The organism is Sphingobacteriales bacterium, from assembly GCA_016719635.1.
Classification (GTDB): Bacteria; Bacteroidota; Bacteroidia; order Chitinophagales; family JADIYW01; genus JADJSS01.
The window spans coordinates 418,245-436,834 of the sequence record JADJYT010000002.1; the positions used below are offsets into that span (position 1 = coordinate 418,245).

The following is an 18,590-nucleotide window of genomic DNA, read 5'->3' on the forward strand; positions in this document are numbered from 1 at the left end:
TCGATAAAATCTTATTTTTGTTAAAACAACTTTAGATTATGGGAATACTTTTGCAGGCAGCCACGACCGTTTTAGATACTACACAGGCATTAGCACCAGCAGCCGCACCTTCTCAGGAAATCTCTTACCTGGATTTGCTTTTCAAAGGTGGTTTCATGATGATACCGTTACTGGTATTTCTTGCACTGGCCATTTTCTTCATCGTTGAACGATTTATTTTTATCAGCAAACGGGCAACCATGAATGACAACCTGGTCCGGGATGTACTGGAAAAATTATATGCCGGTAATATTCAGGGCGCAGATGCCCTTTGCCTGGCTGATAAATCAGCTTTGGGTAATGTTTTGCAGGCCGGTATCTCTCAGTTGGGAAAACCGATTGACCACATCGAAAAAGCACTGGATATTCAGTCCAGCATTGAACTGAATGAAATGGAAAAACGCACCAGCTATATCAGCATGATATCCGGTATCGCACCGCGTTTGGGTTTCATCGGTACCATTCTAGGGGTAATCCGCATCTTTTATGATATTGCTTCTTCAGGCGGTAATATATCGATTGGTACCATTACGACCGGTCTTTATCAGAAAATGATTACCTCCGGTGCTGGTCTGATTGTTGGGGTAATTGCCTTCATGGGGTTCCATTTTCTCTTAACCCGAATCGACAACTATTCCATGAAATTGCAGATAAAGATTTTTGAATTTGTAAAAGGTATTCAGAAACCGGTAAAATAAGAAGATGAATATCAAGCGACGCAGACAGTTTCACGATGAAGATGCCATGGCATCCATGAACGATATCATGTTCTTCCTGATGTTGTTCTTTCTGATTATCTCCACCATGGCCAATCCCAATGTGATCAAACTGATGCTGCCCAAAGCGAACAGTACGGAACAACTGGCTAAACAACCCATTACCCTTTCTGTCACAGCGGATAAACGCTATTACATCAATACCACGGAACTGCCGCTGGAAGGCCTCGAAAATGCCTTGCAGGCAGCCCTGGCCAACAATCCAGACCCTACGGTCGTGTTACGGGTGGCGGACAATCTGACTGTTCAGGATCTGGTGGATATCATGTCGCTCGGCGCTAAGCTGAAATTAAAAATGGTACTAAGTACTGAACAACGATAGCTATTTCTATTTTGATTTTACTTCCAGATTTATAAAAGCCTGTATATCCTGATATGCCCGCATCGCTTCTGAGCTTAAAAATGGCATATTCATAAATCCGTGCACCAGTGCCTTGTAGTCTTTGTACCATACTGCGTTTCCGGCCTCTTTCAGCTTCTGACTATACGAGAATCCTTCGTCTTTCAAAGGGTCATATTCAGCGGTAAGCACAAAGCAGGGAGGCAGTTTTCCAAAATCCTTCTGATAAATCGGTGACACTTCCGGATTGCAGTGATCTGCCGGATCAGGAGTATATGCCTGCTGAAACCACAGCAGGGCATCCCTGGTCAGCAAATAGCCTGTTTGATACTTTTCTATCGAAGGTGTATCCATTTTTCCATCCACCCACGGATAAACCAGCACCTGAGCGGCGATATTAATATCCGGATAATTCCTAAAATGATGACAGGCACAGGCTGCGATATTGGCACCGGCGCTGTCACCGGCAACAATCATCTGTGATGAATCAATCCCTAATTCGGCTGCATGTTCATGGACATATCCGATCACCGTGTAGGCATCCTGATGAGCTGCGGGAAAAGGATGTTCCGGTGCCAGCCTGTAATCGACCGAAATTACGGTACATTGATTCATGTCACAATGCCGGCGTGCCACATAATCATGTGACTCAACAGAATAATATACAAACCCGCCTCCGTGAAAATAAATAATCACGGGCTGTTTCGGGGAAACGGAATACCTGTATATTCTTACAGGTATTCCGTGAAAGGAAGTGTCTTCCGTTTCTTTCACATCGGTTTTCTTATCGAATAAAATCTTGCCCAATCCAGATACTTTTTCATTTACTTTTCTCTGTTTCGGAACATCTTTATATTCCACCTGCCGGATAGGTTTTATATTATTGACGAACCACAGTAAAAAACGCAATTTGAAATTCATAGGTATTGATTATTCTGTTAACTTTATCTAAGATATCAAATTTTGCGTATGAGTTGGAATACAAAAGATAACAAACTGGTGAAGGAGTTTCATTTTACTGACTTTATACACGCTTTTGCCTTTTTAACAAAAGTGGCCCTGCTGGCGGAAAAACAAAACCACCATCCCGAAATAGTCAATGTGTATAATAAAGTGATCATTTCCCTGCAAACCCACGATGCCGGAAATATAGTTACAGAAAAAGACCATAAATTAGCGGAAGCAATCGATGCTTTAATATGAAAAATGATTTATTCTCATCCGGAAATAAGTACGAATTGGTTACACTTACAGAAAGGCTTCTGAAAAAACTGGATGATTTCATTCCCAAAGACAAACTGGAATCTTTCTGCGAAGAGCTCAAGACCGTCATCAATTTTCATGACAAGAAATATTATGTCGATGCCAGCCCGCTGATCACCGACTATGACTACGACCGCTTATTTAAGAAATTAAAATCCATTGAGGAAGAGAACCCCAACCTCGTAACTTCCGATTCGCCGACACAACGGGTGGCCAAAGGACTGAACAATGAATTTCAGACCGTGCAGCACCTGGTACCGATGTTATCGCTGGAAAATTCTTACAATATTGAGGATTTGAACGATTTTGACCGAAAGGTAAAAGTAGCCTTAACCCAACATACCACCGTAGAATATATTGCAGAACCCAAATTTGACGGCAGCAGTATCGCTTTAGTTTATGAGAACGACAGACTGGTGCGGGGCGCCACCCGCGGAAACGGTGTGGAAGGCGATGAAATCACTACAAATGCCAAAGCCATCAAGTCCATCCCGCTGAAAGCCGATTTTTCGAAATATGGGATTCATAAAATTGAATTGCGCGGCGAAGTGTTATTGGAATTAGCCATCCTGGAAAATATAAACACTGAACGCAGGCTGCAAAACGAAGTTTTACGAAAGGAAAATAAAAAAGAACTGGAGCTGTATAAAAATGCCAGAAATACGGCTGCTGGAAGTTTACGTCTCAAAGATTCCGCTGAAGTGGCTGCCCGAAAATTAGATGCCGTTATCTACCAGTTAGGATATGCCGAAGATAAAAACGGCAATGACATAACCAACATTCTTGAATCGCATGATAAGAACCTGGAAGTACTGACAGAACTGGGCTTCAGGACGCCGTATAAAGAGAGAGGCATTTTTACCGATATCGAAGCAGTAGAAAATTTCTGCAAACATTGGGAGCAAAAACGCGACAGTTACCCTTTCGATATCGACGGCATGGTCATTAAGGTCAATAATATCCAGCAGCAGCAATTAATCGGCAGGACCTCACATCACCCGAAATGGGCGGTTGCCTATAAATTCAAGGCCAAGCAGGCCACCTCCGTCTTGCGCAAGGTGGAATTTCAGATAGGCAGAACAGGAGCCATCACACCGGTGGCTAAAATTGATCCCGTTCAATTGATGGGCGTGGAAATAGCTTCCATCTCATTGCACAATGAAGATTTTATCATTGACAAGGACATACGGCTGCACGACACGGTTATTGTTGAAAGAGCCGGTGACGTCATCCCCTATATTGCGGGCAGTATTCCCGAACGCAGAAGGGGCAATGAAACCAGCATAAAATTCCCGACCGAATGCCCGTCTTGTCATCACCATTTGGTAAAACCCATGGATGAAAGTGTGTGGCGATGCATCAATCCCAACTGCCCGGCTCAACTGGAAGAGCATTTAATTCATTTCGTATCCAAGCAAGCTATGGATATTTCCGGATTGGGGGAAGAAATCATCCGCACCTTTTTACGTGAAAACATCATACAGGATTTCATCTCCATCTATAAAATCGATTATGAAAAGGTTCGGCAGCTGGAAGGCTGGAAAGATAAGTCTGTTCAGAACCTAAAAGATGGAATTGAAACTTCCAAAAAAAGTGACCTGTACCGCCTGATTATTGGTCTTGGCATTCGCCATATCGGCAGCACTACCGCCAAGATGCTGGCAAAAAAAGTGGACAAGCTGACCGACTTCCGGCACTGGACGGAAGAACAATATGCCACTTTGGAAGATGTGGGTCCAAAAGTGGCTCAATCCCTGTTTCAGTTTTTTACGGATGAGGGAAATATCCAGCTCATTAAGGATTTAGAAAAATCAGGTGTGAATATTTCAAAAACGGAGGAAGTGCTGGATTCTGCCAAACTCGATGGTAAAACTTTTTTGTTTACGGGCACACTCACCCGGGTTTCAAGAGATGAAGCCAAAGTGCTGGTAGAAAAAAACGGAGGGAAGAATCTGAGCGCTGTCAGTCCAAATCTGGATTATCTGATTGCCGGGGAAAAAGCCGGTAGTAAGCTGGCAAAAGCACAAAAGATACCTTCCATTAAAATCATTGATGAAGCAGATTTTTTGAGAATGATTGAATAATGTCAACACTAAGTTATCGCAACCGGAATTCAACCTGTATATTTGTAAAGATCTGGATTAAACCATGAAGAATAAGCCATTCATCCATTTATTGTTTTTATGCTTCGGGCTGATTGCATGCGAACAGAAACATTTTTACAATGATTATAAAAGCGTGGATATAAGAAAGTGGAGATCTACCGACACCCTAACCTATGACATCCAAATTGTTGAATCGAACCACATTTACCATTATGCTGTCAGTGTCCGTCATTCCAAAGAATACGAATTCAGCAATCTGTGGCTGAAAGTATTGATCAAAGGCAGCAATGGGCTGGACACCAGTTTTCGCTATGAAATCCCTTTATTTAGAAATGACGGAAACCCTTACGGAAAAACTACCGGCAGTTTATGTACACAAACGGTTCCATTGAGAACATCACTTCCTCTCTCGGCAAAAGGGAACTACACTATTCAGATTATACAGTTGATGCGCAAAGACCCCATAGACGGTGTTTCTGATATAGGTGTTATCATAGACCAAAAATGACACTAAAATTACAAATATGAATCTGTAAACATCTCAAACTTTATTCATAACTTTATGCAAATCTAACCGGATGAAAAAATTAGTTTGCCTGCTGCTCACCCTAATTCCTGTTTATGGAATCTTTGCACAAACACTTACCCGTGGCCCGTATCTGCAAAGCATGACAAACAGCAGTGTCAAAATCATGTGGCGTACATCGGTTCCTTCGCCTTCCACAGTGAAATATGGTTTCTCTCCGGATTTGTTGAATAATACCTTAACTGACACCACACAGGTGGTCAATCACACCATTAAGATTACCGGATTAAACCCCAAGGCCACCTATTACTACAGCGTGGGGTTTGGTGCCGAAACATTAGCAGGAACAAACGAACAACATCATTTTACAACAGCACCATCACCCGGAGATACATCAGGATTTAAATTCTGGGTAACCGGTGATTTCGGAGCAGGCAACAATGAACAGATAAGTGTCCGCAGGTGGTTTGAAAATCATCTGCAGTCCAATGTGATAGATGGCTGGTTATGGCTGGGTGATAATACTTACACAGACGGCACAGATGCAGAATATACAAGGAATGTTTTCAGCAACACCTATGGGTATGACTCCATCTTTCGATTTTTATCTTTTTATCCGATACCTGGCAATCACGACTACAACAGTGTAAATCGTTTTGATGATCCGTCTCAACACAGAGGCCCATATTTCGATATGGTAGAAGTATTTAAGAATGCTGAAATGGGTGGAGTCGCTTCCAATACGGAAAATTACTATTCTTATGATTACGGCAATACACATTTTATCGCACTCAATTCGGAGCTGTGGCAATACATTTTTTTTGATTTACCAAATCCTTATAAGACCTGGCTCGAAAACGACATAAAAAGTTCCACCAAAAAATTTAAGGTGGCATACTGGCATCAGCCACCCTATTCAAAAGGCTCTCACGACTCGGATGACGGATTTGAGTTATTCATGATTGGCATGCGCCAGCGTATCATACCCATCCTTGAAAAGTATGGCATTGATTTGGTTTTATGCGGACACAGCCATGTTTATGAACGTTCTTATCTTATCAATAAACATTACGGATGGTCCGGGGATTTCAACAGACAGACAATGCTGATTGACAGCACCTCCGGAAACCCGGACAGCAACCGTACTTATATTAAATACACATACGGAATGAACAAAGACAAAGGTACGGTGTATGCTGTTGTCGGTAACAGCGGCAAACACGAACCCGATAATGGCAAGATGTACCCGGCTATGTATAAAAAATATTCTGCCGATAAAGGAGTCGGAAGCATGATACTGGACGTAAGGGGGAATACGCTGACTGCCTCCTACTTTAAGGATAACGGAGAATTATTTGATAAATTCCGAATCATAAAGGTAGACTCTGCCATTATTTCAGGCATACGTAACAATAGTACAATAATTGATTTAAAAATATATCCAAATCCATTTTCCAACACCGTAATGGTGGAGTTTTTTGCCAGAGAGAACAAGCAGACCGCTATTACCATTCAAAATATCGCCGGACAATTAGCAGTGGAAACCATATGGACCGGCAGCAGCCTGATGGGCAACAATAAGATTGAGCTGAATAACCTGCAAGCTTTACCTGCCGGTGAATACATCATCAGCATCAAACAGAATGATGAACTGGTGAGTGAGAAAGTGGTGAAATTGTGATTTATAAAAACGAATAGTTTCTTAATAGCTCATCCACCTTTTTCTCTACTGCTGCATTTTTTTCCAACACGGGAGCATGGTGCGGTTTGATGCGCGCATCCATAATCAGTGTATCGCAACACCAGTGTTTGTGCTCAATCCGTTCGTTAATTCCATATATATCATGTGAAGGGTTGGTGCGGGTAAAGGCAACCCAGAGAAAATTATTAAAATGGGATGAAATGAAATCCGCATCATCGCAGATAACGATGAATGGTATTCCTTCTGCCTTTTTCATTACTGGAATAAAATCTGGAGATTCCTCCTTACATCGGAATGACGGGTCGGTAAGCTCAACCGCTAGAATGCCTTTGGAAACAAATTTTGGATTCTTAAATGATGATGGCAGTATAAAATCAGCCGGTAAGAAATTTATCAGTTCCCGTTTCTTATCCCCTGCTGCCGCAATGATTACCTTACTGCCGGCATTCAGGTTTTCTCCCGAATAGTCTAACGTATCAATGGTGGTTTTGGTCTGGAAGTGGATATCCCTGGTTAAATCAATGCGTTCCAGCATATGATGAAAGAATTTTTCCTCATTGTGCGTGGTCATATCCCTGTCATCACTTTTATCGGCAATAAAAAGAAATTTCGCAAGCGATAATTGTCCGGTTCCTAAGATATGATTGGCAATCGTCAGTAATTCCTGCGGACGTTTGGTTTTATAATAGGGTGTGTACCGTTCACTGCCAATAGCCAGCAATAAGGGATGGACCCCAGCGGCATCTACGGCATGTACCTCATGTAATCCGGGAATTTCAGACCCTATGGCACTACCGGTCATTTCGTGTATCATATTACCAAAGGCGGTATCTTCCTGCGGCGGACGCCCAACCACGGTGAAACTCCAGACAGCATTTTTTCTGGCATATACATTCTTTACACGCATCAACGGAAAATCATGTTTCAGACTGTAATAACCCAAATGGTCGCCAAATGGACCTTCCGGTTTGTTTTCATTCGGATACACTTCCCCTGTGATGACAAAATCCGCATCGGTACTCAATAAGAAACCCTCTTTATCATACATATACCGGAAGCGCCTGCCACCCAATACCCCTGCAAATGTAAGCTCGGAAATCCCTTCCGGCAAGGGCATCACGGCAGCGAACGAATGTGCCGGGGGCCCGCCAATAAAGACCGATACTTTCATGGGTTTTCCCAAAGCATTCCATTTTGTCTGGTGCACCCCGATACCGCGATGCAATTGGTAATGCAGTCCCGCTTCTTTATCCTTCACATATTCATTGCCACTCAACTGAATTCTGTACATGCCCAGATTCGATTGCATGACCCCCGGTTTATCAGGGTCTTCCGAATATACAATCGGTAGTGTGACGAATGCTCCGCCGTCCTTTTCCCAACAATGAATATGGGGAAGGTCTGAAAGTTTTATTTTTTCGAATGAATGCGATGATACCTTTCTGGGCAAGGCCTTGATGGCTGCCAAAGCTGCTGAAATATTTTTAAGAGGATGCTTCAGAGCAGCCATCGGGTCTGATTTTAAGGCAATCAGTTTTTTTACATTTTCGATCGTATCCCTGAAAATAAACTGACTACGCAGATTCGTTCCAAAAAGATTGGAAACCGCCTGAAACCTGGAGCCTTTTACTTTTTCAAATAAAACCGCTTTCCCTTTTGCCTCGTGGATACGCAAATGAATGGCAGCCATTTCCAGATACGGATCCACCTCTTCCTTGATCCGGATAAGCTGTCCATTTTTATCTAAATCATCTATACACTGCTGAAGGGAAGAATAACTCATTATTCACGGATTGTTAATAGGAAGTATAACAAAAATAGAAAAATATTGTTGGATTCGATTGAACAAAACTACTTATGTGCCTCCACAAAAACCTTGGTATCCAGATTGAACTGCTGCCACTCTTCCGCATGCGGAATATGCGCAGACAGCAGGTATTTATTATCATCATAAGTAATATCCGAAGAGCCCACATTGCTCAGAAACTTCTGCGCGAGATTATCTTTTGGAAGCAGGCCGTCCAGTGCACCCCATACCAGCATGACAGGCAGCCTGATTTGATGCAGCCTGGAACTTAAGTCAAGATGTGTAAAAACAGATTGACCTTCATATGTCAATGTGGACGGAGCGAATTCAGCATTATTATAGACCAGAGTCAGTTCCCCTTTCGGGACACTTACCGTCTGTGACTGAACATTGGTTGTATTATATACGATACCCTTTACCTGATTGAGATACGCCTGATGTTGTTTATATTCCTTGTAGGTTAAGACTGGATGCAACACATAATACTGTTTACAGTTTCTCCAATAGTCAACATTATAACCTGAAGCAATCACAGAGTCTGCCTTGTTCTGTAACCAATTGATTGAAAGTTGTGAACCGTTTTCAATATCATACGCCGGACTCTCCAAAATGGCACCTTTTAATTTATTCTGGTGTGCTGTGTCCAGGAGATAATAGGAAGCCAGACCACCTCCCCAGCTAATGCCGTGTAAAAAAATGGAATTTGCCTTAGCAATCTGTTTGGTAAAATCCACAATATTATCCAAATCTTCGCTGAACTGTTCAATTGTCATTTCGGATGGTTTTATGTTCCCTTGAGTCAGACCGGAACCTCTTTGGTCATAATAGATTACTTTATAATACTTTTCAATCTCTTTCCAGTAAATATTGGAACGTTCGGTTTGTGCAGAACCGCCCGGGCCACCATGAACAAATATAATTGCCACATCCGCATTGATATTTCCACAAACCCGAACAGGCAATGCCACGTTATCCACCTTTACAAAATAATAATTATCCACCTGATCGCCATTGGGTTTAGGATCCGTAGAACAAGAAACCGTTGCTGTAAAAGCAACTAATAAAACTGTTAATATATTAATCTTAAACCGCATCCTATTCTTTTATTCTTCTGAACACATACGAAATTCCGATTTCAGTATATATATGCCTGATCCATTTTTGATTACTGGGATACCTGAAGAAGATACCCGTTCCTATATTAATGGCAATGGGTGTCTTCATATTCTTTGAAAAGTCATATCCGCCGATAATTTTTCCGCCGGCAATGACATTATGATAACCAAAAGATACCTTTTTGAAAGTTCCGTCATCCTGGCGTTCATAAGTAGGTGCGTTCATTTTCATGAACATATAGCCTACATCTAAATTAACTTCTGCAAAGAAACCTCTTGAAAAGGTATGCCGGTAAGCCAACTCCGGTATAAAGAAAAAGGCAGTATGATATCTTTTCCTGTAAACATATGCAAATGTTGGCTTGATAAAGATTTCTCTCTCTACTACCCTGGGACTATAAACGCTTTTCCCTTGATTTAATTTAGGTTTGTACAACAACCGGATGCTTCCGCTGACAGACAAACCCAGATTGATATTCAATGGTTTTAGAAATTCTAAATCTGCAATGGTGGAAAGGGTGGCGAGATACTTTCTGTTCTTCAGTCCTTCCGTCCTGATGATATCTTTGTATTTATCCTCCTGTGCCTGTACTGCACTCATTGGGATACCAACTAAAACAACTGAAAGGAGTATAAAATATAGGCGTTTTCTATTCATGAAGACAAGCATAAATCCGCATTGCAAATAACGATGCAAAATAGAAAAAAATTGCCAGTTTGTTATACAGTTAACGTTTTAATAAGTACAAGTGGCCTTTATTACCTGTAAACGAGTATATTCTATTGTCCATAATATCGAATACCCAATAAAAAAGCGCGCCGTAAACGGCGCGCCCTACATTCATATCTAACCAAAAAAAACTGTATGAAAGTACTTTTGAAAGTTCGTACTATTAATTTTAACTATACCGGTGGCAGTATTACTTTATCAAGTACGTGAACCACACCGTTGTCGGCCTGTACATCTGTTACAATGATATTGGAAGTTCTGCTTCTGCCATCTTTAATTTTAGCACCTCCTGTCAAGTCAACCGTGAATGTTGAACCTAAAACTGTTGTCACTACCTGTTCGTCTGTCAGGGTGCCGGCAAGGATGTTACCGGAAACAACATGGTATTTTAATACCGCTTCTAACGTACCGGCTTCGATATCCGCCAGGCCTGTAGCTGTTAACTCTGTCAACAATGAAGCAAATGCAGCATTCGTTGGAGCAAACACGGTAAATGGACCATCACCGCTCAGCGTTGAAACCAGATTGGCACTTGCAATGCGAGAGTCTGTTAGTGCAGCTACCAGAGAAGAGAAAGTAGGATCTGCTGTTGCAAATGTAACTACCGTTGGTAATGAAATCACCTTATCTACAACATGGACAACACCATTGGTAGCCTCCACGTCTGGTGTGGTTACATTGGATTCTCCGTTAATTTTTACGCCTGTAGTCTTGCTCAGGTACATGTCAATGTAACTGTCCGTACTGCCAAATTTACCAATGGTTTTTGTATAGCCGGTGGTGATGTCAGCTGCCATTTTTTTAGTACCTAAAACATGGTTTAGTAATACTTTTTGTAACAACGGAACTGGAACCGCATCCAGATTGGCAAATCCGTTATCAGCTAAAAATGTTGCAAATGCTGCATTGGTCGGCGCAAATACGGTAAAATTACCGGATGCAGCTAAATCATCATCTAAACCGGCTCTTTGTAAAGCTGCTACCAATGAGCTAAGGTTTGGATTGTCTGTTGCAAGGTCAACAATGTTTTTTTGTTCTTCTTTAGTACAGCTCACAATAAGGAATGCAGCTGCAATAATGGATAAAAGTGTTAGTTTGATTTTTTTCATGATGTTTAATTTTATTACCACTATAACATCATGATTTTAATTTTGTTTAATTATTTTATAAAATCTTTAAACAAAAATATGGTTTACTTTTCAACTTTTTGATTATCAATAGTTTATCCAGATAATTTATTTAAGATTTCGATTGCTGCATCTGCAATGACGGTTCCGGGACCGAAAATACCTGAGACACCTGCCTGAAGAAGAAAATCGTAATCCTGTTTAGGAATGACTCCTCCGCAAATGACTTTGATATCCTCCCTGCCTATATTTTTAAGCTCCTGAATCAATTCTGGTATCAAAGTTTTATGTCCTGCTGCTAAAGATGAAACACCAATAACATGCACATCATTTTCAGCAGCCTGCATCGCAACCTCTTTCGGCGTCTGAAATAACGGACCGATGTCTACGTCAAAACCAATATCCGCAAAGGCGGTAGCAATAATCTTAGTACCACGGTCATGTCCGTCCTGTCCGATTTTAGCGACCATGATGCGGGGTCTTCTGCCTTCCCTTTCAGCGAAAGCATTTGCCAAGTCTCTGGCCTGTTGGAAATTTGTATTCATTTTTATCGCTGAAGAATAAACGCCCGAAATACTACGAATAGTAGCCTTGTATCTGCCAAAAACATATTCTAAAGCTAAGGAAATTTCACCTAAGGTGGCACGTCTTCTGGCCGCTTCCACGCTTAATGACAGTAAATTTTCATCTCTATTCTGAGCAGCCTGTGTCATCCTGTTTAAAATATCCCTTACCGCTTCTTCATTTCTACCTGATTTTAATTCCTTTAATCTGGCAATTTGCTTTTCACGGACAGCAGAATTGTCAATATCCAAAATATCAATATCTGTCTCATCATTCGTTTTATAAATATTGACACCGATAATCAGATCCAGTCCACTGTCTATACGTGCCTGCTTTTGGGCTGCCGCTTCTTCAATACGCATTTTAGGAATGCCAGCCTCAATGGCTTTGGTCATACCACCATAGCTTTCTACCTCTTCAATCAGCATCCATGCCTTTCTGGCTATTTCATCCGTCAGTTTTTCTACATATTCCGAGCCTGCCCATGGATCCACAGATTTGCAGATATCCGTTTCATTTTGCAGATAGATCTGAGTATCACGGGCGATTTTAGCAGAAAAATCCGTCGGCAATGCAATGGCTTCATCCAGTGCATTCGTATGCAGAGATTGTGTCCCACCCAATACGGCAGCCAGAGCTTCTATACAGGTTCGAGTCACATTATTGAAGGGATCCTGTTCCGTCAGACTCCAGCCGCTGGTTTGGCAATGGGTACGCAGTGCCAGGCACTTATCTGATGTGGGATTGAATTGCTCTACTATTTTTGACCACAACAATCTGGCTGCACGCATCTTGGCGATTTCCTTAAAATGCTGCATACCTATGGCCCAGAAAAAAGACAGGCGCGGTGCAAAGTCATCAATAGCCAATCCGGCTGTAATACCCGTCCGAATATATTCCAGTCCGTCTGCCAGTGTGTACGCCAGTTCAATCTCAGGGGTGGCACCGGCTTCCTGTATATGATACCCGCTGATGGAAATGGAGTTGAATTTAGGCATATGTTTGCTCGTATATTCAAAAATATCAGAAACGATTCTCATGGAAGCCTGGGGCGGATAAATGTAGGTATTACGCACCATAAATTCTTTCAGTATATCATTCTGTATGGTACCGCTTAATAATTTCTGATCGACGCCCTGTTCTTCCGCTGCAACGATATAAAAAGCCAATACAGGCAAGACCGCACCATTCATTGTCATGGAAACAGATATTTTATCCAACGGGATTCCATCAAATAAGATCTTCATGTCCTCAACAGAATCAATTGCCACGCCTGCTTTTCCTACGTCACCTGCTACACGTTCATGGTCGGAATCATACCCGCGGTGAGTAGCCAGATCGAATGCAACGGACAGGCCTTTTTGTCCCTGTGCCAGGTTACGTTTATAAAATGCATTGGAGGCTTCTGCTGTAGAAAATCCGGCGTATTGCCTTATGGTCCAGGGTTGTATGACATACATGGAGGAATAAGGACCGCGCAGATAAGGTGGGATACCCGCTGCATAATTTTGGTGCGTTAGAAAGGACGGCGACTTTTTCTGAAATCTTTCTTTTTGCACCAACTCCTCAAAAGAAATGGTAAGGTCTTCTGTTGACATACTGTAAAGATACGGAAGAGTTATAAGTTGTAAGTTATCCGATAATGAAATTTAGGATGCTTACTTAGCGGTTATCCTGACGTTTATTTCCCTGTTTTCATTCACCTTCAACTTCAGGAGGTTTTTTGCAGAATCAAACTCCTGTGTATAGTTGGTGCTTCCTGTAACCGTAAGTACATAACCATTCAGAAAATGACGCCTGGGAATGAATATCTCCGAAGGCTGTTCAATAGACGCATAGTTGATGAAAGACATCTTAAATACTTTTGTGTCCGGTTGGTAATTAAAAGACAACAGCTCGCCTGATGTTGCCCTCGGATACACCCTCGCAATGGTATTTGCCGTCGGATTTTCTGTGACATCATCCCCTTTTACCAGATTATTTTCTCCGGGTATGTATGAAAAATAAGACCAACTCGCCTTGATATCATCAAATGCAGCCATATGCTGATTAAGGTAATTTTCCCAGTCCGAAAAGGTAGTGTAGTCGATGTTTGCCCATTCCCCTATATATATTGGCACCTGCTGTTTCTGCTGAATCGCGGTATAATTTTTCTTCAATATACCCAGATAGGAATCATAACTGTTTTTAATCGTATTGGTTCTTTCATTGGCCAGATAACAATGGGGTGCGAAAGCCAAACGCTTCACTCCGCTCCTGATATCATTTATTACAGGAAGTTTTGTCTGGAAACTGGCTATTTCTTTGATATTGAACAACACGCCCGGTTCAAAGAAAATATATTTGTCGTTTTCTGTTTCCCTCATCATTGTAATATAGCGCTGATAAAGAGCGGGTAGCAGTTGTGATTCCAGATTGACATTTAAGACCGTACTTACCAACCCGTCACCCCAGGGTTCATTAAGAATGTCGTACCCCAGCACATACGGATTGCTTTTCAGACGATTAGCTAAATATTTACCGGCTTTGATAAATTCATCCTGCAGATATGCATAATTCTTATAATCCCAAAATCTGCGCATAGATTCCTGAACGGCGGGATTTAAAGCCCCGGGTAAGTCCGGATTATTCACGGCTTTTCCGGCCGGAGCCTGCCAGGTACCTGTTATCAGGTGCTGACTGCTGGTGGCGGTGCCATTTACGGCCAGAACCACAAAGACACCTTCATTGGTGAAATTTTCCACGACTCGTACCAGTGCCTCCAATTTATCCGGTGCAAATACAGCGCTGTCCGGCTCTATGGCATTCCAGTTCCAGAACATCCTGACAGAATTCAACCCCCAGTCATTGATGAGCCGTTTGGCACCATTCGAATTGTATCGCGTATATCCACCGGGCTCATCATTGGTATATAAACTGGCTCCATGTAAAATAAGTGTTCGCCCATAGCTGTCCTGAAAGACATTGGAATCCTGATAAAAATTATTTGTTCTGTTTTCTTTATTGCATCCGAAGCTAAAAAACAGTGCAACGAGTAATACAGATACTTTCATTTCCAGTCTCTTCATCTGCCGGGCTGTTATTTCGGAGTAATCTCGATGCTGATTACTTTATTATTTTCCGTAGTGGAGAAAGAAAGCACCTGGTCTGTTTCATTAAAGGATTGGGTAAATTTTGTGGTACCATTTACAGCCAGATTCCATCCCCCCGGATAGAATCTGTTGGGTACGAATATTTCGGTAGGCTGTGAAATGGCTGTGTTGGAAACAAAAGTCATTTCAAATTTTTTAGTATCCGGATTAAAGCTGAAGGATTGAATTTTGCCCGCAGTTGCCTTCGGATAGGTTCTGATCAGATGAGACAAAATCGGCGATTCTGAATTATCCGGATTTGTCGGGCCCCAACCTCCCCGGTCGCTGCTCCAATAACTCCAGTGCCATAAGTTTCGGTCAGATATCGTATTGAAATCTGTCAGATACTGATCAAAACCCGCCTGTGAAGGTGACAGACCGAACTCACCTGTGAGCAACGGACTGTTACCAAATCTTTGGACGTCTTTTTTTCGCTCTCGTTCCCAATCTCTCAATTGTTGCTTGGATGTCCCTGTATAACCAATTCCCTCATGTGTATCGTATGGATAACAATGGGGCGCATATACAAGATGCTGTGAAGTTCGAGTATCCGTTACATCCGTTAAATTGGTAGCCAGTCCAAATGTAACAGGTGCAGGGAGTGGTTCAAAAAAAATGTATTTATTCGGTTCAGCAGTGCGCAAAGCAGGTATTAATCTTTTATAAAAAGCTGTTAATTCCAACCGTTCAAATTCGCCTGTCAGGAATACCTTAATGATGTCTCCGCCCCAGGGTTCGTTCATCAGATCATATCCGATTACGTTAGGATTATCCTTGAAACGTGCTGCTATCTTCAGCCAGACATTAATATAATGATCCTGTAAGAATTTATAATTGCGGTATTCCCAGAAATTGCGCCAGGCTGCAATCGCCGCCGGGTCAATATTCTTCAACCACCACGGCGTGCCGCCGGGTAAATCAATGGGAGCAGCTCCATTGGTAACACAGGCCCAGGCCGGAGCACCATTCCCGCCCACTGCTGCACCATAAATATCCTGATGCATATCAATCATCACATACATGCCTCTTGAGGTGTACCAGTTCACCCGCCTTTCCAGTTCATTCAGATAATCTTCATCATACACATCTTTTTCCGGTTCAATTGCGGCCCAGGATGTCAGATAACGCACAAAATTGAAACCAAAAGAAGTATCTTCTCTTGCAACATCAGCCTCAGTAATCCAGGGCTGATAATTTCCTCCTTTTGCACTGGATGAAGTATTTAATCCATGTAGAATTAATTGTCTTCCATATTGGTCCTGTATGATGGTAGAATCATCGGAAACGGTGTTGGTTGCATTTTCCTTTTCACAGGAAAAAAACAAACCTGAGAGTAGAATTAAGATGTATAAACGTTTCATCTAATGAAGATAAGAAACATTCCTATTTATTGGTATGCATAATAGATAAAATATGATATGTACGAGCTGATAACGGGTTTCAGTTAGAAAAGTGTTAGAATTTTAAATCGTTAATACTGATCTTATTTTGAATGCGTACATTCCCGTTTATATCATAAATTTCCTGGGAAATAGTTACCGGATTGTCATTCCAATTAATGTGTATCATTCCAAAATTGAAATCTGTAAATGAATCACCTACCCTAAACATATTGGGCTTTGACGAACCCTCCAGTTGTGTAAGACCACTAGATGTAACATCAAAAATCGGGTACAAACCGTCAACCGCTCTCCTGCTGATTTCAGCATAATGAACATCGCCACTGACAAAAAATAAACCTTCTGCACGGGTTGACTTTATTAAATTAAAGAACCTGTCCATCTCATGCGGATAATTAGCCCACGCCTCATAGCCGTTATGTTCTATTCCAAATTGGGTACTGGACCCTATAATTCGGATTCGTGCAGGCTTTCTGAGTTCTTGTTCAAGCCACTGCCATTCTTCTTCCCCTAATATATGTTTCGATGTATCTCGGGTTGCTGTGATTGGTTCTCTTGAAATAACATCCAAAAACCATCTTGTATCAAGCAAAATTATCTGAACCCTAAATTCACCTTCCCCATAGTAATAAGCGTTATGAACACCTCCTCTTGATCGCATCGGACTATCAGGAGAGATATTCCAAAATTTCATAAATGAATTCTTAGACGCTGTCTTATGAGGAAATTCCTTACCGCCATTATTATAACCATAATCATGATCATCCCATGTCGCAAGTATAGGTACGGATGCTTTGAATGTTTTAAAAGGTTCCTTGTTGCCTAATACATAATATCCCAAGTCGATAAAAAACGGATAAACAGGCAGGTCAACCAATTCAACCACATCTGCGTATATATTGTCACCTAAAGCAACGTATACATCCGGATTTTTATTCTGTATTGTTTTGAAAATGGGAAATTCCTTCCACTGGCTTGCGCATGAACCAAAGGCTATGGTCGAAATCTCAGGTTTTGATTTTTCATTATTACAGGAAACGAAAATGCAAAAAACAGGAATAAAAAAGAGTAATATTTCATAACAATAAAAGTATGAAAAATCACTAAAAACAGGTACATACCTCAGATAAAAATATCACCCCTCATATAACAAACCGCCTGTCCACTCATTTCTACCCTATCCCCCCGATATTTGCATTTCAAAAACCCGGTTCGCTGAGATAACTGCATCGCCGTCAGATCAACTTTATTTAATTTTCTGGACCAGAAAGGAATCAGTACCGAATGTGCGGAACCCGTCACCGGGTCTTCATTAATACCTGATTGCGGCGCAAAGAAACGCGACACAAAATCCACTTTATTCCCTTTCGCGGTGGTAATCAGATTTTTTTCCAGTTGGTTCATCAGATTGAAATCAGGCTGACAATCGGCGACTGCAGCCTCATCCGGCAACAGCACCATCCATTTCGTTTTTGAATCGTATAAAGCCAGCGGATGAGCACCAATCGCCTGTGATAAAACAGACGGAATGTTTTTTTATAGGTCTGTGCTTCAATAGAAGGAAAATTCAAAACAATCCAGTCATCCTTTCTGGTAACAAATAAATCTCCCACCTGACAGGTAAAATGAATTTCATTTCTGTCATAATTCAAATAATTATAGATTACAAAGGCAGATGCCAGGGTGGCATGTCCGCACAATTCAATCTCTACCGTTGGCGTGAACCACCTGATGTGATAGTGATTCCCTTCCTTCACAAAAAAGGCCGTTTCCGCCAAATTATTCTCTGCGGCGATCTGCTGCATTAGTTCTGCTGGCAGCCATTCCTCCAGCGGAACCACTGCAGCGGGATTACCTTTAAAAACCTTATCAGTAAAGGCATCTACTTGATACATTCTATACATGAACTACTTTTATAAAAAAAAGCTAACCCCATCGGATTAGCCTTGTTATCATTAAACTTTA

The 18,590-nt window shown here is 41.6% G+C and carries 15 protein-coding genes and 1 pseudogene; 6 read left to right on the top strand and 10 right to left on the bottom strand.

All coding sequences use genetic code 11. The annotated features are described in order from the left end of the window. Positions 1-38: 38 nt before the first annotated feature. Positions 39-737, top strand: coding sequence for a MotA/TolQ/ExbB proton channel family protein (locus IPM95_06055; protein ID MBK9328877.1), 699 nt, complete (start codon positions 39-41; stop codon positions 735-737). 4 nt (positions 738-741) lie between these two features. Then, positions 742-1,137, top strand: coding sequence for a biopolymer transporter ExbD (locus IPM95_06060; protein MBK9328878.1), 396 nt, complete (start codon positions 742-744; stop codon positions 1,135-1,137). Between the two features lie 6 nt (positions 1,138-1,143). On the opposite strand, the gene IPM95_06065 is transcribed toward IPM95_06060, so the two are convergent. Then, a complete protein-coding gene (locus tag IPM95_06065; GenBank protein ID MBK9328879.1) occupies positions 1,144-2,076 on the bottom strand; it encodes an alpha/beta hydrolase in 933 nt (310 codons plus the stop codon). A gap of 48 nt (positions 2,077-2,124) precedes the next feature. On the opposite strand from IPM95_06065, the gene IPM95_06070 reads away from it, so the two are divergent. The 4 genes from IPM95_06070 to IPM95_06085 all read left to right on the top strand — a co-directional run bounded on the left by IPM95_06070 (position 2,125) and on the right by IPM95_06085 (position 6,730). Then, on the top strand, positions 2,125-2,358 hold the full coding sequence (locus IPM95_06070; GenBank protein ID MBK9328880.1) for a 4a-hydroxytetrahydrobiopterin dehydratase: 234 nt from the start codon (positions 2,125-2,127) through the stop codon (positions 2,356-2,358). Continuing rightward, positions 2,355-4,502 (top strand): NAD-dependent DNA ligase LigA, encoded by a 2,148-nt coding sequence (gene ligA, locus IPM95_06075; GenBank protein ID MBK9328881.1) that lies wholly within the window; start codon positions 2,355-2,357, stop codon positions 4,500-4,502. The genes IPM95_06070 and ligA overlap by 4 nt, the downstream gene beginning before the upstream one ends. A gap of 64 nt (positions 4,503-4,566) precedes the next feature. Next, positions 4,567-5,031: a gliding motility lipoprotein GldH gene (locus IPM95_06080; protein ID MBK9328882.1), complete on the top strand. Its 465-nt coding sequence runs from the start codon at positions 4,567-4,569 to the stop codon at positions 5,029-5,031. Between the two features lie 70 nt (positions 5,032-5,101). After that, entirely contained in the window at positions 5,102-6,730 is a 1,629-nt protein-coding gene (locus tag IPM95_06085; GenBank protein ID MBK9328883.1) for a metallophosphoesterase, read from the top strand. Position 6,731: 1 nt separating this feature from the next. Here IPM95_06085 and IPM95_06090 read toward each other — a convergent pair whose 3' ends face one another. The 9 genes and pseudogenes from IPM95_06090 to IPM95_06130 form a co-directional block, all read right to left on the bottom strand. Next, positions 6,732-8,534 (bottom strand): UbiD family decarboxylase, encoded by a 1,803-nt coding sequence (locus IPM95_06090; GenBank protein MBK9328884.1) that lies wholly within the window; start codon positions 8,532-8,534, stop codon positions 6,732-6,734. A 68-nt stretch (positions 8,535-8,602) separates the two neighbouring features. Beyond that, on the bottom strand, positions 8,603-9,652 hold the full coding sequence (locus IPM95_06095) for an alpha/beta hydrolase (GenBank protein ID MBK9328885.1): 1,050 nt from the start codon (positions 9,650-9,652) through the stop codon (positions 8,603-8,605). A 1-nt stretch (position 9,653) separates the two neighbouring features. Continuing rightward, complete coding sequence (locus IPM95_06100) at positions 9,654-10,274, bottom strand: hypothetical protein (GenBank protein MBK9328886.1); 621 nt, start codon at positions 10,272-10,274, stop codon at positions 9,654-9,656. A 302-nt stretch (positions 10,275-10,576) separates the two neighbouring features. Then, complete coding sequence (locus IPM95_06105) at positions 10,577-11,512, bottom strand: fasciclin domain-containing protein (GenBank protein ID MBK9328887.1); 936 nt, start codon at positions 11,510-11,512, stop codon at positions 10,577-10,579. A gap of 113 nt (positions 11,513-11,625) precedes the next feature. Continuing rightward, positions 11,626-13,692 (bottom strand): methylmalonyl-CoA mutase, encoded by a 2,067-nt coding sequence (gene scpA, locus IPM95_06110; protein MBK9328888.1) that lies wholly within the window; start codon positions 13,690-13,692, stop codon positions 11,626-11,628. A gap of 60 nt (positions 13,693-13,752) precedes the next feature. Beyond that, positions 13,753-15,162, bottom strand: coding sequence for a cellulase family glycosylhydrolase (locus tag IPM95_06115; protein MBK9328889.1), 1,410 nt, complete (start codon positions 15,160-15,162; stop codon positions 13,753-13,755). Between the two features lie 11 nt (positions 15,163-15,173). Beyond that, positions 15,174-16,586, bottom strand: a complete 1,413-nt coding sequence (locus tag IPM95_06120) for a cellulase family glycosylhydrolase (protein ID MBK9328890.1) — start codon at positions 16,584-16,586, stop codon at positions 15,174-15,176. Between the two features lie 94 nt (positions 16,587-16,680). Beyond that, the gene (locus IPM95_06125) at positions 16,681-17,511 is read right to left on the bottom strand and encodes an alkaline phosphatase family protein (protein MBK9328891.1); all 831 of its coding nucleotides are present in this window, start codon (positions 17,509-17,511) and stop codon (positions 16,681-16,683) included. Between the two features lie 236 nt (positions 17,512-17,747). After that, positions 17,748-18,529, bottom strand: a pseudogene (locus IPM95_06130) (PhzF family phenazine biosynthesis protein). Between the last annotated feature and the right edge of the window lie 61 nt (positions 18,530-18,590).

Bases quoted from the DNA above. Each gene is read 5' to 3' on its own strand.
- IPM95_06055 (MBK9328877.1), top strand. From the start codon at position 39: ATGGGAATACTTTTGCAGGCAGCCACGACCGTTTTAGATACTACACAG.
- IPM95_06060 (MBK9328878.1), top strand. From the start codon at position 742: ATGAATATCAAGCGACGCAGACAGTTTCACGATGAAGATGCCATGGCA.
- IPM95_06065 (MBK9328879.1), bottom strand. From the start codon at position 2,076: ATGAATTTCAAATTGCGTTTTTTACTGTGGTTCGTCAATAATATAAAA.
- IPM95_06070 (MBK9328880.1), top strand. From the start codon at position 2,125: ATGAGTTGGAATACAAAAGATAACAAACTGGTGAAGGAGTTTCATTTT.
- ligA (MBK9328881.1), top strand. From the start codon at position 2,355: ATGAAAAATGATTTATTCTCATCCGGAAATAAGTACGAATTGGTTACA.
- IPM95_06080 (MBK9328882.1), top strand. From the start codon at position 4,567: ATGAAGAATAAGCCATTCATCCATTTATTGTTTTTATGCTTCGGGCTG.
- IPM95_06085 (MBK9328883.1), top strand. From the start codon at position 5,102: ATGAAAAAATTAGTTTGCCTGCTGCTCACCCTAATTCCTGTTTATGGA.
- IPM95_06090 (MBK9328884.1), bottom strand. From the start codon at position 8,534: ATGAGTTATTCTTCCCTTCAGCAGTGTATAGATGATTTAGATAAAAAT.
- IPM95_06095 (MBK9328885.1), bottom strand. From the start codon at position 9,652: ATGCGGTTTAAGATTAATATATTAACAGTTTTATTAGTTGCTTTTACA.
- IPM95_06100 (MBK9328886.1), bottom strand. From the start codon at position 10,274: ATGAGTGCAGTACAGGCACAGGAGGATAAATACAAAGATATCATCAGG.
- IPM95_06105 (MBK9328887.1), bottom strand. From the start codon at position 11,512: ATGAAAAAAATCAAACTAACACTTTTATCCATTATTGCAGCTGCATTC.
- scpA (MBK9328888.1), bottom strand. From the start codon at position 13,692: ATGTCAACAGAAGACCTTACCATTTCTTTTGAGGAGTTGGTGCAAAAA.
- IPM95_06115 (MBK9328889.1), bottom strand. From the start codon at position 15,162: ATGAAGAGACTGGAAATGAAAGTATCTGTATTACTCGTTGCACTGTTT.
- IPM95_06120 (MBK9328890.1), bottom strand. From the start codon at position 16,586: ATGAAACGTTTATACATCTTAATTCTACTCTCAGGTTTGTTTTTTTCC.